Genomic DNA, 15,107 nt, shown 5'->3' on the forward strand with positions numbered 1-15,107 from the left:
CAGAAATCAAAGGCCTTGCAACAGGTCGGACATATCGTCCGCGTGCTCTTCTTCCTGCGCCAGGATGTCTTCGAAGATACGACGGGTAGTCGGGTCTTTATCCCCGATGTACTGAATGATCTCGCGGTAGCTGTCGATGGCTATCCGCTCTGCCACCAGGTCTTCCAGCACCATCTCTTTCAACGAATTGCCGGCCACGTACTGGGCATGCGAGTGCTTGGTCAGGTTGTCGGGGTTGAAGTCCGGCTCCCCGCCCAGTTGCACGATGCGTTCGGCCAGCTTGTCGGCATGTTCGGCTTCCTGGTTGGCATGTTCCAGAAACTCCTCGGCAGCCACACTGGCTTTGATGCCGCTGGCCATGAAGTAATGGCGCTTGTAGCGAAGAACACAGACCAGCTCGGTGGCCAGCGATTCATTAAGCAGGCGCAGGATCTGCTCACGGTCAGCGTGGTAACCCTCGGTCACCGCGCCCTGCTCCACATGCTGGCGTGCACGCTCGCGCAGGGTCTTCACATCGGTCAGTTCAACATTGCTCATGGGTTATCTCCAGCAGGGGTCAGGGTCAGGTTGGGGCGCAGGCTTACGCGCCATGCAGGGCGTCACTGTCCTCTTGGCGTTGCTTGCAGGTCTTGAAGCCTTTGGCATCGACATGGCCGGTGGCGTCGAAGCGCACGTAATAGGGCTGCTGCTTGCCGTCGCGGTTAAGGATGTAGTCGTTGCAGGTACCCCCATGCGGCAGGTCGATCACGTTCGACGGGCTGCCGCCAATGGCGATGACCTTCTGCATGGTCATACCGTTCTCCACCTGCTTGACCAGCGGCTCATCGCGGTAGGTGACGTAATCCACCGGGTTTTCCGGGCGGCTGCCGCAGGCGGCCAGGGTGGCGCTTGCCAGAAGGATTGCCAGGGTCTGCTTGTACATGGTCCCGCTCCTTGCAAAGGGTCTGTGTGGTTTTGAACCACAGCGCGCGCCAGGAGTTCGATTGCGATGGTCATGATGGCCGCTGTAGTGTTGGCCCGTCGTACACGCAAAGGAGCTGCGGCAATGCAGCAGGATTTGGCAACGCGATACCCGCTGGTGCTGGTGCCAGGCATGCTCGGGTTTGTCCGGATGGTGCTCTACCCCTACTGGTTCGGCATTGTGCCGGCCTTGCGCAAGGGCGGGGCGCAGGTGTTTCCGGTGCAGGTTTCGCCGCTGCATTCCAGCGAGGTGCGCGGCGAGCAGTTGCTGGCGATCATCGACGATATCTGCCAACGTACCGGCGTCGACAAGGTCAACCTCATCGGCCACAGCCAGGGCGCCCTGAGCGCGCGTTACGCAGCGGCCAAACGGCCGGAGCGGGTGGCGTCGGTCACCTCGGTGGCGGGGCCCAACCATGGTTCTGAGCTGGCCGACCACCTGGAACGCACGGCACCGGGCCATTCACCCCAGGGGCGCGTCCTCAAGGCCGTGCTGCATGGGTTTGCCGTGCTGCTGGTGTGGCTGGAAACCGGCTGGCGTCGTGACCCGCTGCCGGTAGATGTGCACGCCTCGCACCAGTCGCTGACCAGCGCCGGGGTGGCGCTGTTCAACCAGGCTTATCCACAGGGCCTTCCGCAAACCTGGGGTGGGGAAGGGGCCTATGAGGTCAATGGCGTCCGCTATTACTCCTGGTCCGGCACCTTGCAACCCGGCCTGACAGACCAGGGGCGCAACCGCTTTGACGGCAGCAGCCGCTTCTGCCGCCTGTTCGCACGCAGTTTCATCAAGGAAAAGGGCCATTGCGACGGCATGGTCGGGCGTTTCAGTTCGCACCTGGGGCAGGTGATCGGCGACGATTACCCGCTCGATCACCTGGACATCGTCAACCAGTCGCTCGGTGCCGTGGGCAAAGGCGCGGAGCCGGTGCGGCTGTTCACCGAACATGCCGCCCGGCTCAAGGCGGCGGGGCTTTAGCTCAAGTGCCTTGGCGGCGGATCGGCGTGGTCCAGCGTTCGGCCAGCACTACCCCGGCCAGGGTCAGCAGGCCGCCGACCAGGTGGTAACTGGCCAGTTGCTCATCGAGCACCACGGCGGCGATCAGCGCGGTGACCAGCGGCAGCAAGTTGAAGAACAGTGTGGTGCGGCTGGGCCCCAGGCGGTGCACGGCCTGCATCCACACCAGTGGCGCGATCATCGAGGCCAGTACGCAGGCGTACAGGACCAGGCCGATGTTGTGGCTGTTCAGGCCGGTCTTGTCCGACAGCAAGAACAGCGGTAGCAACACGACGATGGCCACCAGAACCTGCAGGTACAGCAGCTGCATCGGCGGCAGGCGCAGCTGCCATTTCTTCAGCAGGAAGCTGTACAGCGCATAGGCCAATGTAGCCACCAGCATCAACAGGTCGCCGCTGTTCAGCCCTTGCTGCAGCAGGCTGGCGGGGTGGCCGGCACTGACCACTTCAAGCACGCCAAAGAATGACACCACCGCGCCCAGCAGGGCACCGTAGCTCAGGCGCTGGCCCAGCCAGGCGATGGACAGCGCCAGTGACATCAGCGGCATCAGCGAGAGGATGATGCCCATATTGGTGGCACTGGTGATGCCGGCGGCGAAGTAGGCCAGGCTCTGGTACATCGCCATGCCCAGCACGCCGAGCACGAACACCTGGGTCAGGTGCGGGCGGATGGCTGCGCGGTTGCGCCACACGGCGGGCAGCATGAACGGCGTGAACAGCAAGGCGGCCAGCAACCAGCGGTAGAAACCGATCTCCGCAGGGTGGATGGCGCCGGCGGACATCTTGGTGACCACGGTGTTGCCGGCCCAGATGAGGATGGCGGTGAGGGGGAACAGGTAATTCATGTAGCGGGTCACTCATTGGGGCCTGGATTGGGGCTGCCTTGCCGCCCTCGCGGGCTTGCCCGTTCCCATGGGGATACACAGGCCTGGAGGCTGGCGCAGATCCTGTGGGAGCGGGCGAGCCCGCGAAGGCCTGCAAGGCAGGCCCTCGATAGGCCTGTATTATCGAATGTCTGTTAACAAGCCTATACTTCTATCCAGACAATCGACCCTGCAAAGCAGACAGCATGCCGCGCAAATACCTTGATATCCCCCAGTTCACCCAACTGCCGGCCTCGGTGTACTTCCGCCACGACGAGTTCGTTGCCGACACCCACAGCGCCGTGCACCAACACGGCTGGGGCCAACTGAACTACACCGCCCACGGCGTAATGCATCTGGATGTGGCCGGCCAGCGCTTCCTGTCGCCGCCGCACTACGCCGTTTGGGTGCCGCCCGACACCGAGCATGGCTGCTACAACCCCCAGGCCATCGTCTACCGTTCCATCTACCTCGACCGCAGCCTGTGCGCAGCGCTGCCATCGCACCCGTGCAGCCTGATGATCAGTGACATCCTCAAGGCTATCCTCGGTGACTTCGCCCGGCGCAATCTCAAGGTGGCCGAGGACGAGCGTGACCAGCGCCTGGTACAGGTACTGCTTGACCAGTTGCTGCTGGCGCCCACTCTGGCCTGCTACTTGCCGTTTGCCCACAGCGATGGCTTGCGCCAGGTGCTCGACGCGCTCAGCGCCGAGCCGGGGGACAACCGCCCGCTGGCCGACTGGGCCGCCCGCGTGCACGTCAGCGAACGCACCCTGGCCCGCCAGTTTCTGCGCGAGCTGGGCATCAGCTTTGGCGAATGGCGCCTGCGCCTGCGTTTTCTGCGTGCCATCGAAGCGCTGGAAGCCGGCCTGCCGATTCAGGCCATCGCCTTCGACCTTGGCTACAGCAGCGCTTCGGCGTTCATCGCCATGTTCCAGCGTCAGGCCCGGTGTACGCCCGAGCAGTACCGCCGGCAGGCGCGGGCGGGGCACTGAACATTCTTGGCTACACTCAGCTCGATCCCCGTGCATCGGGCGCGGAGCCAAGGAGACCACTCCATGAAAGTGCTGCAAATCCCGTTACTGGCGCTGGCGGTGTTGTTCAGTGCCCAAGGTTTCGCTGCCAATACCGCGCAGCAGGAAAAGATGAAAACCTGCAACGCCGACGCCACTGCCAAGGCCCTCAAGGGCGATGAACGCAAAGCGTTCATGAGCACCTGCCTGAAAAAGGATGTGCCCCAAACCCAGCAAGACAAAATGAAGACCTGCAATGCTGACGCCACCACCAAAGCCCTGAAGGGGGATGAGCGCAAGGCCTTCATGAGCGATTGCCTGAAGAAGAAATGACCTGCGCCTATGCCTGCGCCGCCAAGGCTGGCAGACTGCGGCATTCCCGCTGTCTGCCGTCGAGGCTGTATGACCTTTACCCCCCGTCAGATCACCCTGGCCAGCCTGATCATCGTCATGGCTGGGCTGCTGCTGGCTTTGCCCCTGAAGTTGCTGCCCAGCCTGCTGGCCGGTCTGCTGGTGTTCGAACTGGTCAACATGCTGACCCCGCGCCTGCAACCGCTGCTTGCTGGCCAACGCGCGCGCTGGCTGGCCGTGGCGCTGCTCGGCACGCTGGTGGTCAGCACCCTGACACTGCTGATTGCCGGTGCCTTCAGCTTCCTGCTGCACGAGGCGGAAAACCCCGGCGCCTCGCTGGACAAGTTCATGGCCTTGGTCGAGCGTGCTCGCGGTCAGCTGCCACCCTTCATCGAGGGCTACCTGCCTGCCAGTGCCGCAGAGTTCAAGGTGGCCATCGGTGACTGGATCAAGAGCCACCTGAGCGATTTGCAGCTGGTGGGCAAGGGTATGGCGCACATGTTCGTGACGATGCTGATCGGCATGATCCTCGGCGCCATCATCGCTTTGCAGCGTATTCCCGATATCTCCCGGCGCAAGCCCCTGGCGGCGGCGCTGTTCGAACGTCTTAGCCTGCTGGTGAAGGCGTTTCGCAACATCGTGTTCGCGCAAATCAAGATCTCGCTGCTCAACACGATCTTCACCGGCATTTTCCTGGCCGTGGTGATGCCACTGTTCGACGTGCACCTGCCGCTGACCAAGACGCTGATCGTGCTGACCTTCCTGCTGGGCTTGCTGCCGGTGATCGGCAACTTGATGTCCAACACCTTGATCACCATCGTCGGCCTGTCGCTGTCGATCTGGGTGGCGGCGGCGGCGCTGGGTTACCTGATCGTCATCCACAAGGTCGAGTACTTCCTCAACGCGCGGATCGTGGGTGGGCAGATCAGTGCCAAGGCGTGGGAATTGCTGCTGGCGATGCTGGTATTCGAGGCGGCGTTCGGGCTGCCCGGTGTCGTGGCGGGGCCCATCTACTATGCCTATCTGAAGAGTGAGCTGAAGCGGGCGGAGCTGGTCTGATCATGTAGTGGCCTGTACTGGCCCTTTCGCGGGTAAACCCGCTCCTACAGCGGCCTGCGGCCAATCACAGATGTGTGTCCACCCCCGATCGGTGCGTAGGAGCGGGTTTACCCGCGAATGCAGTAGCGGCGGCAACGGTGAACGGCGGGTGGTAATTGGCCAGCAGGCCCGGCCTCTTCGCGGGTAAACCCGCTCCTACACAGGGGCCTGTGGCCAATCACCGATGTGTGTCCACCCCCGATCGGTGCGTAGGAGCGGGTTTACCCGCGAATACGGTAGCGGCGGCAACGGTGAACGGCGGGTGGAGATTGGCCAGCAGGGCCGGCCCGTTCGCGGCTACAGGCTAAACGACAAATCAGGCCGCGCCGTAACGCTTGCGCGCCTCGATGGCCAGCCCGCTACCAATGCTGCCAAAGATGTTGCCTTCCACATGCCGCGCATTCGGCAGCATCGCCGAAACACTGTTGCGCAGCGCCGGAATGCCGCTTGAACCACCGGTGAAGAACACCGTATCGACCTGGTCTTCGCTTACCCCAGCCTTGGCCAGCAGCTCGGTCACGCTACCGCGCACGCGCTCCAGCAGGCCTTCGATCGCCTCTTCGAACAGCGCGCGGGTCAGTTCCGCAGTCAGCTCGGGCTCGACGCGCCGCAGGTCGATGTGGCGGCTGTCATGCTCGGTCAGCTCGATCTTGCTGGCTTCTACTTCCATCGCCAGCCAGTGCCCAGCGCGCTGCTCGATCAGTTTGAACAGGCGATCGATGCCGAAGCTGTCCTCGATGTCATAGCGCATGCTACCCAGCGCCAACTGTGATTTCTGCGAATACAAGGCGTTGATGGTGTGCCAGGTGGCCAGGTTGAGGTGGTAGCTGGTCGGCATCAGCGCACCGCTCTTCATGCGGCTGCCGTAGCCAAACAACGGCATCACGCCCTGAAGGCTCAGTTGCTTGTCGAAGTCGGTACCGCCAATGTGCACACCGCCCGTGGCGAGGATGTCGCTTTGGCGCTCGGCGACCAGGTGGCGCTCGGGCGACAGGCGGATCAGGGTGAAGTCCGAGGTACCACCGCCGATGTCGACGATCAGCACCAGCTCTTCGCGGCTGATGCTCGATTCATAGTCGAAGGCTGCGGCAATCGGTTCGTACTGGAACGACACGTCCTTGAAGCCGATTTTGCGCGCCACTTCGGCCAAGGTGTCCTCGGCCTCCTGGTCGGCAGCCGGGTCTTCGTCGACGAAGAACACCGGGCGGCCCAGCACCACCTGGTCGAATTCACGGCCAGCGGCCGCTTCAGCGCGCTTCTTGAGCTCGCCGATGAACATGCCCAGCAGGTCCTTGAACGGCAGGGCGCTGCCCAGCACGCTGGTGTCGTGCTTGATCAGCTTCGAGCCCAGCAGGCTTTTCAGCGAGCGCATCAGGCGGCCTTCGTAGCCTTCCAGGTACTCGTGCAGCGCCAGGCGGCCATACACCGGGCGCCGCTCTTCGATATTGAAGAACACCACCGAGGGCAAGGTGATCTTGCCGTCTTCCAGGGCAATCAGCGACTCGACGCCAGGCCGGTGCCAACCGACCGTGGAGTTGGAGGTGCCAAAGTCGATGCCCAGGGCGCGGGCCGGGGATACGTCAGACATGGGAAATGGGCTTCCGGAGGCAAAACGGCCGCGCAGTGTATGCCAGTTGGCTACAGAATCAAGACCAGTCGTCTGCCTTGAGGCAAACCCAAGTCGGTCTTGAAAGGCTATGCTTGACCCCTATCTTCAGTTGCAACACGCACATTCACATTGGTGATCCACAAATGGACTTCAAAGACTATTACAAGATACTCGGCGTAGAGCCCACTGCGGACGAAAAGGCGATCAAGGCCGCGTACCGCAAACTGGCGCGCAAGTATCACCCCGATGTCAGTAAGGAGCGCGACGCCGAGGAGAAATTCAAGGAGGCCAACGAGGCCTATGAGGTGCTGGGCGACGCGCAGAAACGTGCCGAGTTCGATGAAATCCGCAAATACGGCGGCCAGCATGGCCGGCCGTTCCAGGCCCCACCGGGTTGGGAAAACCGTGGCGGTGGCGGCGGCTTCGAAGGCGGCGACTTCTCCGACTTCTTCAGCTCGATCTTCGGTGGGCGCAGTGCGGGTGGCAACCCCTTCGGTGGCGCCCGGCAGCAGCAACGCAGTGCCGGCAGGCGGGGGCAGGACGTGGAGCTTGAACTGGCAGTGTTCCTTGAGGAGACCCTGAGCAAGGAGTCCAAGCAGATCAGCTTCCAGGTGCCGCAAACCAATGCCATGGGCCAGCGCACCGGCTTCACCACCAAGACCTTGAACGTGAGGATTCCGGCTGGGGTGACCGACGGCGAGCGCATCCGCCTCAAGGGCCAGGGTGCGCCGGGCAGCGGTGGCGGGGCAAACGGTGACCTGTTCCTGACCATCCGCATGGCACCGCACCCGCTGTTCGATGTCGAAGGTCATGACCTGATCATCACTGTGCCGTTGGCACCGTGGGAGGCGGCCCTGGGCGCCAAGGTGGCGGTTCCGACCCTGGATGGCAAGATCAACCTGACCATCCGTCCTGACAGCCAGAGCGGCCAGCGCCTGCGTGTACCGGGCAAGGGCCTGGTCAACAAGCAGGGAGAGCGCGGCAACCTTTATGCGCAGCTCAAGGTGGTGATGCCGCCTGCGTCGGACGAATCTGCCCGCGAACTCTGGACCAAGCTTTCCGAGAAAGCTGCGTTCAACCCGAGGACACAATGGAGTAAGTGATCATGAGCAGCACCCTGATCGTTCAACTGGACATGCGTACCCTGTGTCAGGAAGCCGATGTCACGGCTGAATGCGTGATCGAAATCGTCGAACATGGCATTGTCGAACCTTCCGGGCGAACGCCGGAGGACTGGCTGTTTGACGATCAGGCGCCGCTGGTGACCAAACGAGCGGTGAAGCTGCACCAGGAGCTGGAACTGGAGTGGGAAGGGGTGGCGCTGGCGCTGGAGCTACTGCAGGAAGTGCAGCAGTTGCGCAGTGAGAACAACATGCTGAAGCAGCGGCTGGGCCGGTTTATTCAGATGTAGGTTCCCTTGCCGGCTGTGGGAGCGGCCTTGTGTCGCGATGGGCTGTGCAGCAGCCCCAGATCTGTGCTTCACCGCAACATTGCCAGGGCTGCTTTGCAGCCCGTTCGCGACACAAGGCCGCTCCCACAATGGACCGCATTTCAGGTCGGTCCGGCGCCCGGGTTCAACCTTCCGGGCGAACGCCGGAGTACTGGCTGTTTGACGATCAGGCCTTGCCGGTATCTGTGGGAGCAACTGTCTTGCTCAATTTCTAAAAGCTGGCGCCTTCCCTGTGGGAGCGGCCTTGTGTCGCGATGGGCTGCGCAGCAGCCCCAGATCTGTGCTTCACCGCAACATTGCCAGGGCTGCTTTGCAGCCCGTTCGCGACCCAAGGCCGCTCCCACAATGGACCGTATTTCAGGTCGGTTCGGCGCCCGGGTTCAGCACCAGTTGCATGAAGGTCAGATCAAGCCAGCGGCCAAACTTTACCCCCACCTGCGGCATCTGGCCGGTCACCACGAAGCCCAGCCGCTCATGCAGGCGAACCGACGCCGCATTGCCACTCTCGATGGCCGCCACCATCACATGCTTGCCGCACCCCTTCGCACGCTCGATCAGCGCGGCCATCAACACCGGCCCCAATCCCTTGCCCCGTTGGTCGCCACGGACATACACCGAGTGCTCCACGGTCAGGCGAAAGCCCTCGAACGGCCGCCAGTCGCCAAACGAGGCATACCCCAGCACGCCCGTCTCATCTGTAGCTACCAAAATCGGGTAGCCCTGCTGCGCCCGCGCTTCAAACCAGGCCTGGCGGTTGCCGAGGTCCACCGGGGTTTCGTTCCAGATCGCCGTGGTGTTGAGCACCGCGTCGTTGTAGATGTCCAGTATGCCCGGCACATCGGTGGGCCGGGCATCGCGGATTTCGTAGCTCATGACAGCGTCTCGCAAGGTCGTTGCTCGCAGATTAAATGGTTACCAGCCCGCGTACACCTTCGGCTTGCATGTTTTCGCCGCGGCCGCGCTGGATGATTTCGCCGCGGGCCATGACCAGGTACTGGTCAGCCAGCGCTTCGGCAAAGTCGTAGAACTGCTCCACCAGCAAAATTGCCATGTCGCCACGCTCGGCCAAGCGGCGGATGACCGCGCCGATCTCCTTGATCACCGACGGCTGGATGCCTTCGGTCGGCTCGTCGAGAATCAGCAGGCGCGGGCGGCTGGCCAGGGCGCGGCCGATGGCCAGCTGTTGCTGCTGGCCGCCAGACAGGTCGCCACCGCGGCGTTGTTTCATCTGCTCCAGCACAGGGAACAGCTCGTAGATGAAGGCTGGTACCTCGCGGGCTTCGCGGGCGGGGAAGCGCGACAGGCCCATCAGCAGGTTTTCCTCGACGGTCAGGCGCGGGAAGATTTCGCGGCCCTGGGGCACGTAGGCGATGCCGGCCTGCACCCGTTGCTGTGGTTTGAACGCGGTGATCGGCTTGCCTTCCCATTCGATGCTGCCGTCGCGGGCGGGCACCAGGCCCATCAGGCAGCGCAGCAAGGTGGTCTTGCCCACGCCGTTGCGGCCCAGCAGGCAGGTCACTTCGCCGACCTTGGCTTCGAAGGACAGGCCGCGCAGGATGTGGCTGCCGCCGTAGTACTGGTGCAGGGTGTCGATCTTGAGCATGTGAGAGTTCCTGAAAGGGATGCTGTGCCTAAGCCGGCCTTTTCGCGGGCAAGCCCGCTCCTACGACGGGAACCGCCCCATGGCATTACGCCCCCTGTAGGAGCGGGTTTACCCGCGAAGAGGCCGGCACAGGCGCCAAAAATTTCAAATCCGGTCACCGGCCCAGATACACCTCGACCACCCGCTCATCTGCCTGCACCTGCTCCAGCGAGCCTTCCGCCAGCACGCTCCCCTGGTGCAGCACGGTCACATGGTCGGCAATGCTGCCGACGAAGCCCATGTCATGCTCCACGACCATCAGCGAATGCTTGCCAGCCAGGCCCTTGAACAGCTCGGCGGTAAATTCGGTCTCGGCATCGGTCATGCCGGCCACCGGTTCATCGAGCAGCAGCAGTTGCGGCTCCTGCACCAACAGCATGCCGATCTCCAGAAACTGCTTCTGCCCATGCGACAGCAAGCCGGCCTGGCGCTGGGCCAGCGGCAGCAGGCGCAAGGTGGTCAGCACGTCCTCGATGCGCTGGCGCTGGTCACCGCTCAGGCGCGCGGCCAGGCTGGCCCACACCGACTTGTCGGTCTTCAGCGCCAGTTCCAGGTTCTCGAACACGGTCAGCGCTTCGAACACTGTGGGCTTCTGGAACTTGCGGCCAATGCCGGCCTGGGCGATCTGGTATTCGCTCATGCGGGTCAGGTCGAGGGTATCGCCGAAGTAAGCCGTGCCGCTGTCGGGGCGGGTCTTGCCGGTGATTACGTCCATCATCGTGGTCTTGCCGGCACCGTTGGGGCCGATGATGCAGCGCAGCTCGCCCACCCCGATGTACAGGTTCAGCGCGTTGAGCGCCTTGAAACCATCGAAGCTGACGCTGATGTCTTCCAGGCTCAGCACCGTACCGTGGCGGATATCCAGGCCGGCCTTGCGGCTGTGGCCCAGGCCGATGGCATCGCGCCCGGCGCCGAGGTTGTCGAATACCGGTTCCAGCATGAACTCCGGGTGGACTGGGGGCACGCCTCTCATGGCTGGCTCCTTTTCTTCAACAGGCCGACCACGCCCTTGGGCAGGTACAGGGTAACGAGGATGAACAACGCGCCGAGGAAGAACAGCCAGAACTCGGGGAAGGCCACGGTGAACCAGCTTTTCATACCGTTGACCAGGCCGGCACCGAGCAGCGGGCCGATCAGCGTGCCGCGCCCGCCCAAGGCTACCCAGACGGCGGCTTCGATCGAGTTGGTCGGCGACATCTCGCTGGGGTTGATGATGCCCACCTGCGGCACGTACAGCGCACCGGCCAGGCCACACAGCACGGCGCTCAGTACCCACACCAGCAACTTGAAGCCGCGCGGGTCATAGCCACAGAACATCATGCGGTTTTCAGCGTCACGCACCGCGGTGAGCAGGCGGCCGAACTTGCTGCGGGTCAGGCGCCAGCACAGGTACAGGCTGGCAAGCAGCAGGGCCACGGTCAGCAGGAACAACACCGCGCGGGTGCCCTGGGCTGCAATGTCGAAGCCGAGGATGGTGCGGAAGCTGGTGAAGCCGTTGTTGCCACCGAAGCCGGTTTCGTTGCGGAAGAACAGCAGCATGCCGGCAAAGGTCAGGGCCTGGGTCATGATCGAGAAGTACACGCCTTTGATCCGCGAGCGGAAAGCGAACCAGCCGAACACCAGCGCCAGCAGCCCGGGCGCCAGCACCACCAGGCACAGGGCCCAGGCGAAATGCTGGGTACCGGCCCAGTACCAGGGCAGCTCGGTCCACGACAGGAAGGTCATGAACCCGGGCAGGCCGTCGCCGGCGGCCTGCCGCATCAGGTACATGCCCATGGCATAGCCGCCCAGGGCGAAGAACAGGCCATGGCCCAGTGACAGCAGCCCGGCATAGCCCCAAACCAGGTCCAGGGCCAAGGCGACGATGGCGTAACAAAGAATCTTGCCGACCAGGGTCAGGGTGTAGGCCGACACGTGCAGGGTATGGTCTGCCGGCAGTAGTGAGCACAGTGGCAAAGCCACCAGCAGCAGGACGACGACGGCACCGAGGGTAAGGGTCAGGCGTGGGCCGGCCTTTTGCGTAGCAGTGACAAGCAGTGGCTGGTTCATCAGTCGATTACCCGTCCCTTGAGGGCGAACAGGCCTTGCGGGCGTTTCTGGATGAACAGAATGATCAACGCAAGGATGAGGATCTTGCCGAGTACGGCACCGATCTGCGGCTCCAGCAGCTTGTTGGCGATGCCCAGGCCGAACGCGGCCCAGAGGCTACCGGCCAGTTGCCCGACGCCGCCGAGCACCACCACCAGGAATGAATCGATGATGTAGCTTTGGCCCAGGTCCGGGCCGACATTGCCCACCTGGCTCAAGGCCACGCCACCGAGCCCTGCGATGCCCGAGCCAAGGCCAAAGGCGAGCATGTCGACGCGCCCGGTGGACACGCCGCAGCAGGCGGCCATGTTGCGGTTCTGGGTGACTGCGCGCACGTTCAGGCCCAACCGGGTACGGTTGAGCAGCAGCCAGGTGAGCAGCACCACGGCCAGGGCGAAGCCGATGATGACCAGGCGGTTGTATGGCAGCACCAGGTTGGGCAGCAGCTGGATGCCGCCAGACAGCCAGGCTGGGTTGCTCACCTCGACGTTCTGCGCGCCGAACAGCAGGCGGATGGCCTGGATCAGGATCAGGCTGATGCCCCAGGTGGCCAGCAGGGTTTCCAGTGGCCGGCCGTACAGGTGGCGGATCACCGTGCGCTCCAGCGCCATGCCTACCCCGGCACTGACGGCGAACGCCACCGGCAGGGCAATCAGCGGGTAGAACTCGATGGCGCCTGGGGCGAAGCGCTGCAGCAGTACCTGGACCATGTAGGTGCTGTAGGCGCCGAGCATCAACATCTCGCCATGGGCCATGTTGATCACCCCAAGCAGGCCGAAGGTGATCGCAAGGCCCAGCGCTGCCAGCAGCAGGACCGAACCCAGCGACAGGCCGCTGAAGGCCTGGCCGAGCAGTTCGCCTACCAGCAGTTTGCGCTTGACCTGGGCCAGGCTCGTTTCGGCGGCTGTGCGCACGCCCGGGTCTAGTTCTGCATCGGGCTGCAGCAGGGCTTCGAGGCGGGTGCGGGCCAGCGGGTCGCCGGTTTCACCCAGCAGGCGCACGGCGGCCAGGCGCACTGCGGGCTCGCTGGCGCCCAGTTGCAGGTTGGCCAGGGCCAGGCCGAGGGCGGCCTTTACAGCGGCGTCCGGCTCGGCGGCGAAGCGCCGGTCGAGGAAGGCCATTTGCGCGGGCTGTGCGCTTTTCTGTAATTGCTGGGCTGCGGCCAGGCGGGTGTCGCTGTTGTCGCTGAGCAACTGGTGGCTGGCCAGGGCGTTGTCGATCAGGCCGCGCAGGCGGTTGTTCAGGCGCACCTTGCGCGTGTCATCGGTGGCGATGCGGCCTTGGCGCAGGTTTTCCAGCAGCGGCAGGCGCGCGGCATCGGGTTGTGCTGCCCAGCCTTCGAGCAGGCCGGCCTGCTCGGCGGGCTTGGCGGTGAGAAAGAATTCGCCCTCGCTGGCGTGGGTTGCCAGGGGGATTAGCAGGAGAAGTGTGAGCAGGAGTCTGAGCATGCGGGCAATCCTGGAAATCGGTGTTGGATTCTTCGCGGGTGAACCCGCGCCTACACAGAAACGGTGCAAGGTTTGAAACCTGCGCGGTCCTTGTAGGAGCGGGTTCACCCGCGAATGGGCTGCAAAGCAGCCCCATGCACTCAGTTACCTTTCACGGCGTAATCTGGCCGCTTGTCATTGCCTGGAATGAACGGGCTCCAAGGCTGCGCCCTTAGCGGCTGCTCGGTTTCCCACACCACGCTGAACTGGCCGTCATCCTGAATCTCGCCGATCATCACCGGCTTGTGCAGGTGGTGGTTGGTCTTGTCCATGGTCAGGGTGAAGCCCGACGGCGCCTCGAAGCTCTGCCCGGCCAGTGCTTCGCGGACCTTGTCAACGTCAGTGGACTTGGCTTTCTCGACAGCCTGGGCCCACATGTGGATGCCCACGTAGGTGGCTTCCATGGGGTCGTTGGTCACGGCCTTATCGGCACCCGGCAGGCCCTTGGCCTTGGCGTAGGCCTTCCAGTCGGCGACGAATTTCTGGTTGACCGGGTTATCCACCGATTCGAAGTAGTTCCATGCCGCCAGGTGGCCCACCAGCGGTTTGGTATCGATGCCGCGCAGTTCCTCCTCGCCCACCGAGAAGGCCACCACCGGCACGTCGGTGGCCTTCAGGCCCTGGTTGGCCAGTTCCTTGTAGAACGGCACGTTGGAGTCACCGTTGACTGTGGATATGACAGCGGTCTTGCCGCCGGCGGAGAACTTTTTGATGCTGGCGACAATGGTCTGGTAATCAGCGTGGCCAAACGGCGTGTACACCTCTTCGATGTCCTTGTCGGCCACGCCTTTGCTGTGCAGGAATGCGCGCAGGATCTTGTTGGTGGTGCGCGGGTAGACGTAATCGGTGCCCAACAGGAAGAAGCGCTTGGCGCTGCCGCCGTCCTCGCTCATCAGGTATTCCACGGCCGGGATGGCCTGCTGGTTCGGGGCGGCGCCCGTGTAGAACACGTTCGGCGACATCTCTTCGCCCTCATACTGCACCGGGTAGAACAGCAGGCCGTTGAGTTCTTCGAACACCGGTAGAACGGACTTGCGCGACACGGAGGTCCAGCAGCCGAACACCACGGCCACTTTGTCCTGGGTCAGCAGTTGGCGGCTCTTTTCAGCGAACAGCGGCCAGTTGGACGCCGGGTCGACCACCACCGGTTCCAGCATCTTGCCGTTCACGCCACCCTTGGCGTTGATCTGCTCGATGGTCATCAGCGCCATGTCCTTGAGCGATGTCTCGGAAATGGCCATGGTCCCGGAAAGCGAATGCAGGATACCGACCTTGATGGTCTCGGCGGCCTGGATACTCCAGCTCAGGCCCATCGCCGCAATCGATGCGCTGAGGGTAAGGGCCTTGATCAGACTGCGACGCTTCATGTGCTCTCTCCGCTGAGTTTTTTATGGTGTTGGGCAAGCGGGGAGGGCGTTGCAAGGGGTGTGCCTAGTGGCAAAAGGTACGGTTTAGAGGGGCTGTGCGAGGTGTTGGGGCGTTGGTTGGATCCAGGTTGGTGCTTGATGGAATTGTGTGCACAGGATTGGGGC

The 15,107-nt window shown here is 63.3% G+C and carries 16 protein-coding genes; 6 read left to right on the top strand and 10 right to left on the bottom strand.

Features of this window, described 5'->3' with window-relative positions:
* Positions 1-6: 6 nt before the first annotated feature.
* Both V6093_RS20650 and osmE read right to left on the bottom strand, forming a co-directional pair.
* Positions 7-537, bottom strand: a complete 531-nt coding sequence (locus V6093_RS20650; RefSeq protein WP_004576962.1) for a bacterioferritin — start codon at positions 535-537, stop codon at positions 7-9.
* Between the two features lie 43 nt (positions 538-580).
* Positions 581-922, bottom strand: a complete 342-nt coding sequence (osmE, locus tag V6093_RS20655) for an osmotically-inducible lipoprotein OsmE (RefSeq protein ID WP_004576961.1) — start codon at positions 920-922, stop codon at positions 581-583.
* 123 nt (positions 923-1,045) lie between these two features.
* On the opposite strand from osmE, the gene V6093_RS20660 reads away from it, so the two are divergent.
* A complete protein-coding gene (locus V6093_RS20660) occupies positions 1,046-1,936 on the top strand; it encodes a triacylglycerol lipase (protein ID WP_003249615.1) in 891 nt (296 codons plus the stop codon).
* A gap of 1 nt (position 1,937) precedes the next feature.
* Here the strand turns inward: V6093_RS20660 and V6093_RS20665 are convergent, their stop codons facing one another.
* Positions 1,938-2,819, bottom strand: coding sequence for a DMT family transporter (locus V6093_RS20665; RefSeq protein WP_003249617.1), 882 nt, complete (start codon positions 2,817-2,819; stop codon positions 1,938-1,940).
* 224 nt (positions 2,820-3,043) lie between these two features.
* Here V6093_RS20665 and V6093_RS20670 point away from each other — a divergent pair, with 224 nt between their 5' ends.
* The 3 genes from V6093_RS20670 to V6093_RS20680 all read left to right on the top strand — a co-directional run bounded on the left by V6093_RS20670 (position 3,044) and on the right by V6093_RS20680 (position 5,260).
* Complete coding sequence (locus V6093_RS20670; protein WP_003249619.1) at positions 3,044-3,832, top strand: helix-turn-helix transcriptional regulator; 789 nt, start codon at positions 3,044-3,046, stop codon at positions 3,830-3,832.
* A gap of 63 nt (positions 3,833-3,895) precedes the next feature.
* Entirely contained in the window at positions 3,896-4,183 is a 288-nt protein-coding gene (locus V6093_RS20675) for a PsiF family protein (RefSeq protein ID WP_003249621.1), read from the top strand.
* A 69-nt stretch (positions 4,184-4,252) separates the two neighbouring features.
* Positions 4,253-5,260: an AI-2E family transporter gene (locus V6093_RS20680; RefSeq protein WP_003249623.1), complete on the top strand. Its 1,008-nt coding sequence runs from the start codon at positions 4,253-4,255 to the stop codon at positions 5,258-5,260.
* Positions 5,261-5,615: 355 nt separating this feature from the next.
* On the opposite strand, the gene V6093_RS20685 is transcribed toward V6093_RS20680, so the two are convergent.
* Positions 5,616-6,887 (bottom strand): Hsp70 family protein, encoded by a 1,272-nt coding sequence (locus V6093_RS20685; protein ID WP_012053839.1) that lies wholly within the window; start codon positions 6,885-6,887, stop codon positions 5,616-5,618.
* 164 nt (positions 6,888-7,051) lie between these two features.
* Here V6093_RS20685 and cbpA point away from each other — a divergent pair, with 164 nt between their 5' ends.
* Positions 7,052-8,011 (top strand): curved DNA-binding protein, encoded by a 960-nt coding sequence (gene cbpA, locus V6093_RS20690; protein WP_003249627.1) that lies wholly within the window; start codon positions 7,052-7,054, stop codon positions 8,009-8,011.
* A gap of 2 nt (positions 8,012-8,013) precedes the next feature.
* The gene (locus V6093_RS20695; RefSeq protein WP_003249630.1) at positions 8,014-8,319 is read left to right on the top strand and encodes a chaperone modulator CbpM; all 306 of its coding nucleotides are present in this window, start codon (positions 8,014-8,016) and stop codon (positions 8,317-8,319) included.
* 396 nt (positions 8,320-8,715) lie between these two features.
* On the opposite strand, the gene V6093_RS20700 is transcribed toward V6093_RS20695, so the two are convergent.
* The 6 genes from V6093_RS20700 to urtA all read right to left on the bottom strand — a co-directional run bounded on the left by V6093_RS20700 (position 8,716) and on the right by urtA (position 14,942).
* The gene (locus tag V6093_RS20700) at positions 8,716-9,231 is read right to left on the bottom strand and encodes a GNAT family N-acetyltransferase (RefSeq protein ID WP_003249631.1); all 516 of its coding nucleotides are present in this window, start codon (positions 9,229-9,231) and stop codon (positions 8,716-8,718) included.
* A 31-nt stretch (positions 9,232-9,262) separates the two neighbouring features.
* The gene (gene urtE, locus V6093_RS20705) at positions 9,263-9,961 is read right to left on the bottom strand and encodes an urea ABC transporter ATP-binding subunit UrtE (RefSeq protein ID WP_003249634.1); all 699 of its coding nucleotides are present in this window, start codon (positions 9,959-9,961) and stop codon (positions 9,263-9,265) included.
* Positions 9,962-10,115: 154 nt separating this feature from the next.
* Complete coding sequence (gene urtD, locus V6093_RS20710; protein ID WP_012053837.1) at positions 10,116-10,973, bottom strand: urea ABC transporter ATP-binding protein UrtD; 858 nt, start codon at positions 10,971-10,973, stop codon at positions 10,116-10,118.
* Positions 10,970-12,049: an urea ABC transporter permease subunit UrtC gene (gene urtC, locus V6093_RS20715; protein WP_004576470.1), complete on the bottom strand. Its 1,080-nt coding sequence runs from the start codon at positions 12,047-12,049 to the stop codon at positions 10,970-10,972. Before urtC ends, urtD begins: the two co-directional genes overlap by 4 nt.
* Positions 12,049-13,536 carry an urea ABC transporter permease subunit UrtB gene (gene urtB / locus V6093_RS20720; protein ID WP_047604672.1) on the bottom strand — a complete coding sequence of 496 codons (1,488 nt, stop codon included), beginning with the start codon at positions 13,534-13,536 and terminating at the stop codon, positions 12,049-12,051. Before urtB ends, urtC begins: the two co-directional genes overlap by 1 nt.
* Positions 13,537-13,676: 140 nt before the next feature.
* The gene (gene urtA / locus V6093_RS20725; RefSeq protein WP_003249642.1) at positions 13,677-14,942 is read right to left on the bottom strand and encodes an urea ABC transporter substrate-binding protein; all 1,266 of its coding nucleotides are present in this window, start codon (positions 14,940-14,942) and stop codon (positions 13,677-13,679) included.
* Positions 14,943-15,107: the final 165 nt, after the last annotated feature.

The sequence above is a fragment of the Pseudomonas putida group bacterium ESBL64 genome, assembly GCF_045277175.1.
Lineage (GTDB): Bacteria > Pseudomonadota > Gammaproteobacteria > Pseudomonadales > Pseudomonadaceae > Aquipseudomonas > Aquipseudomonas alloputida.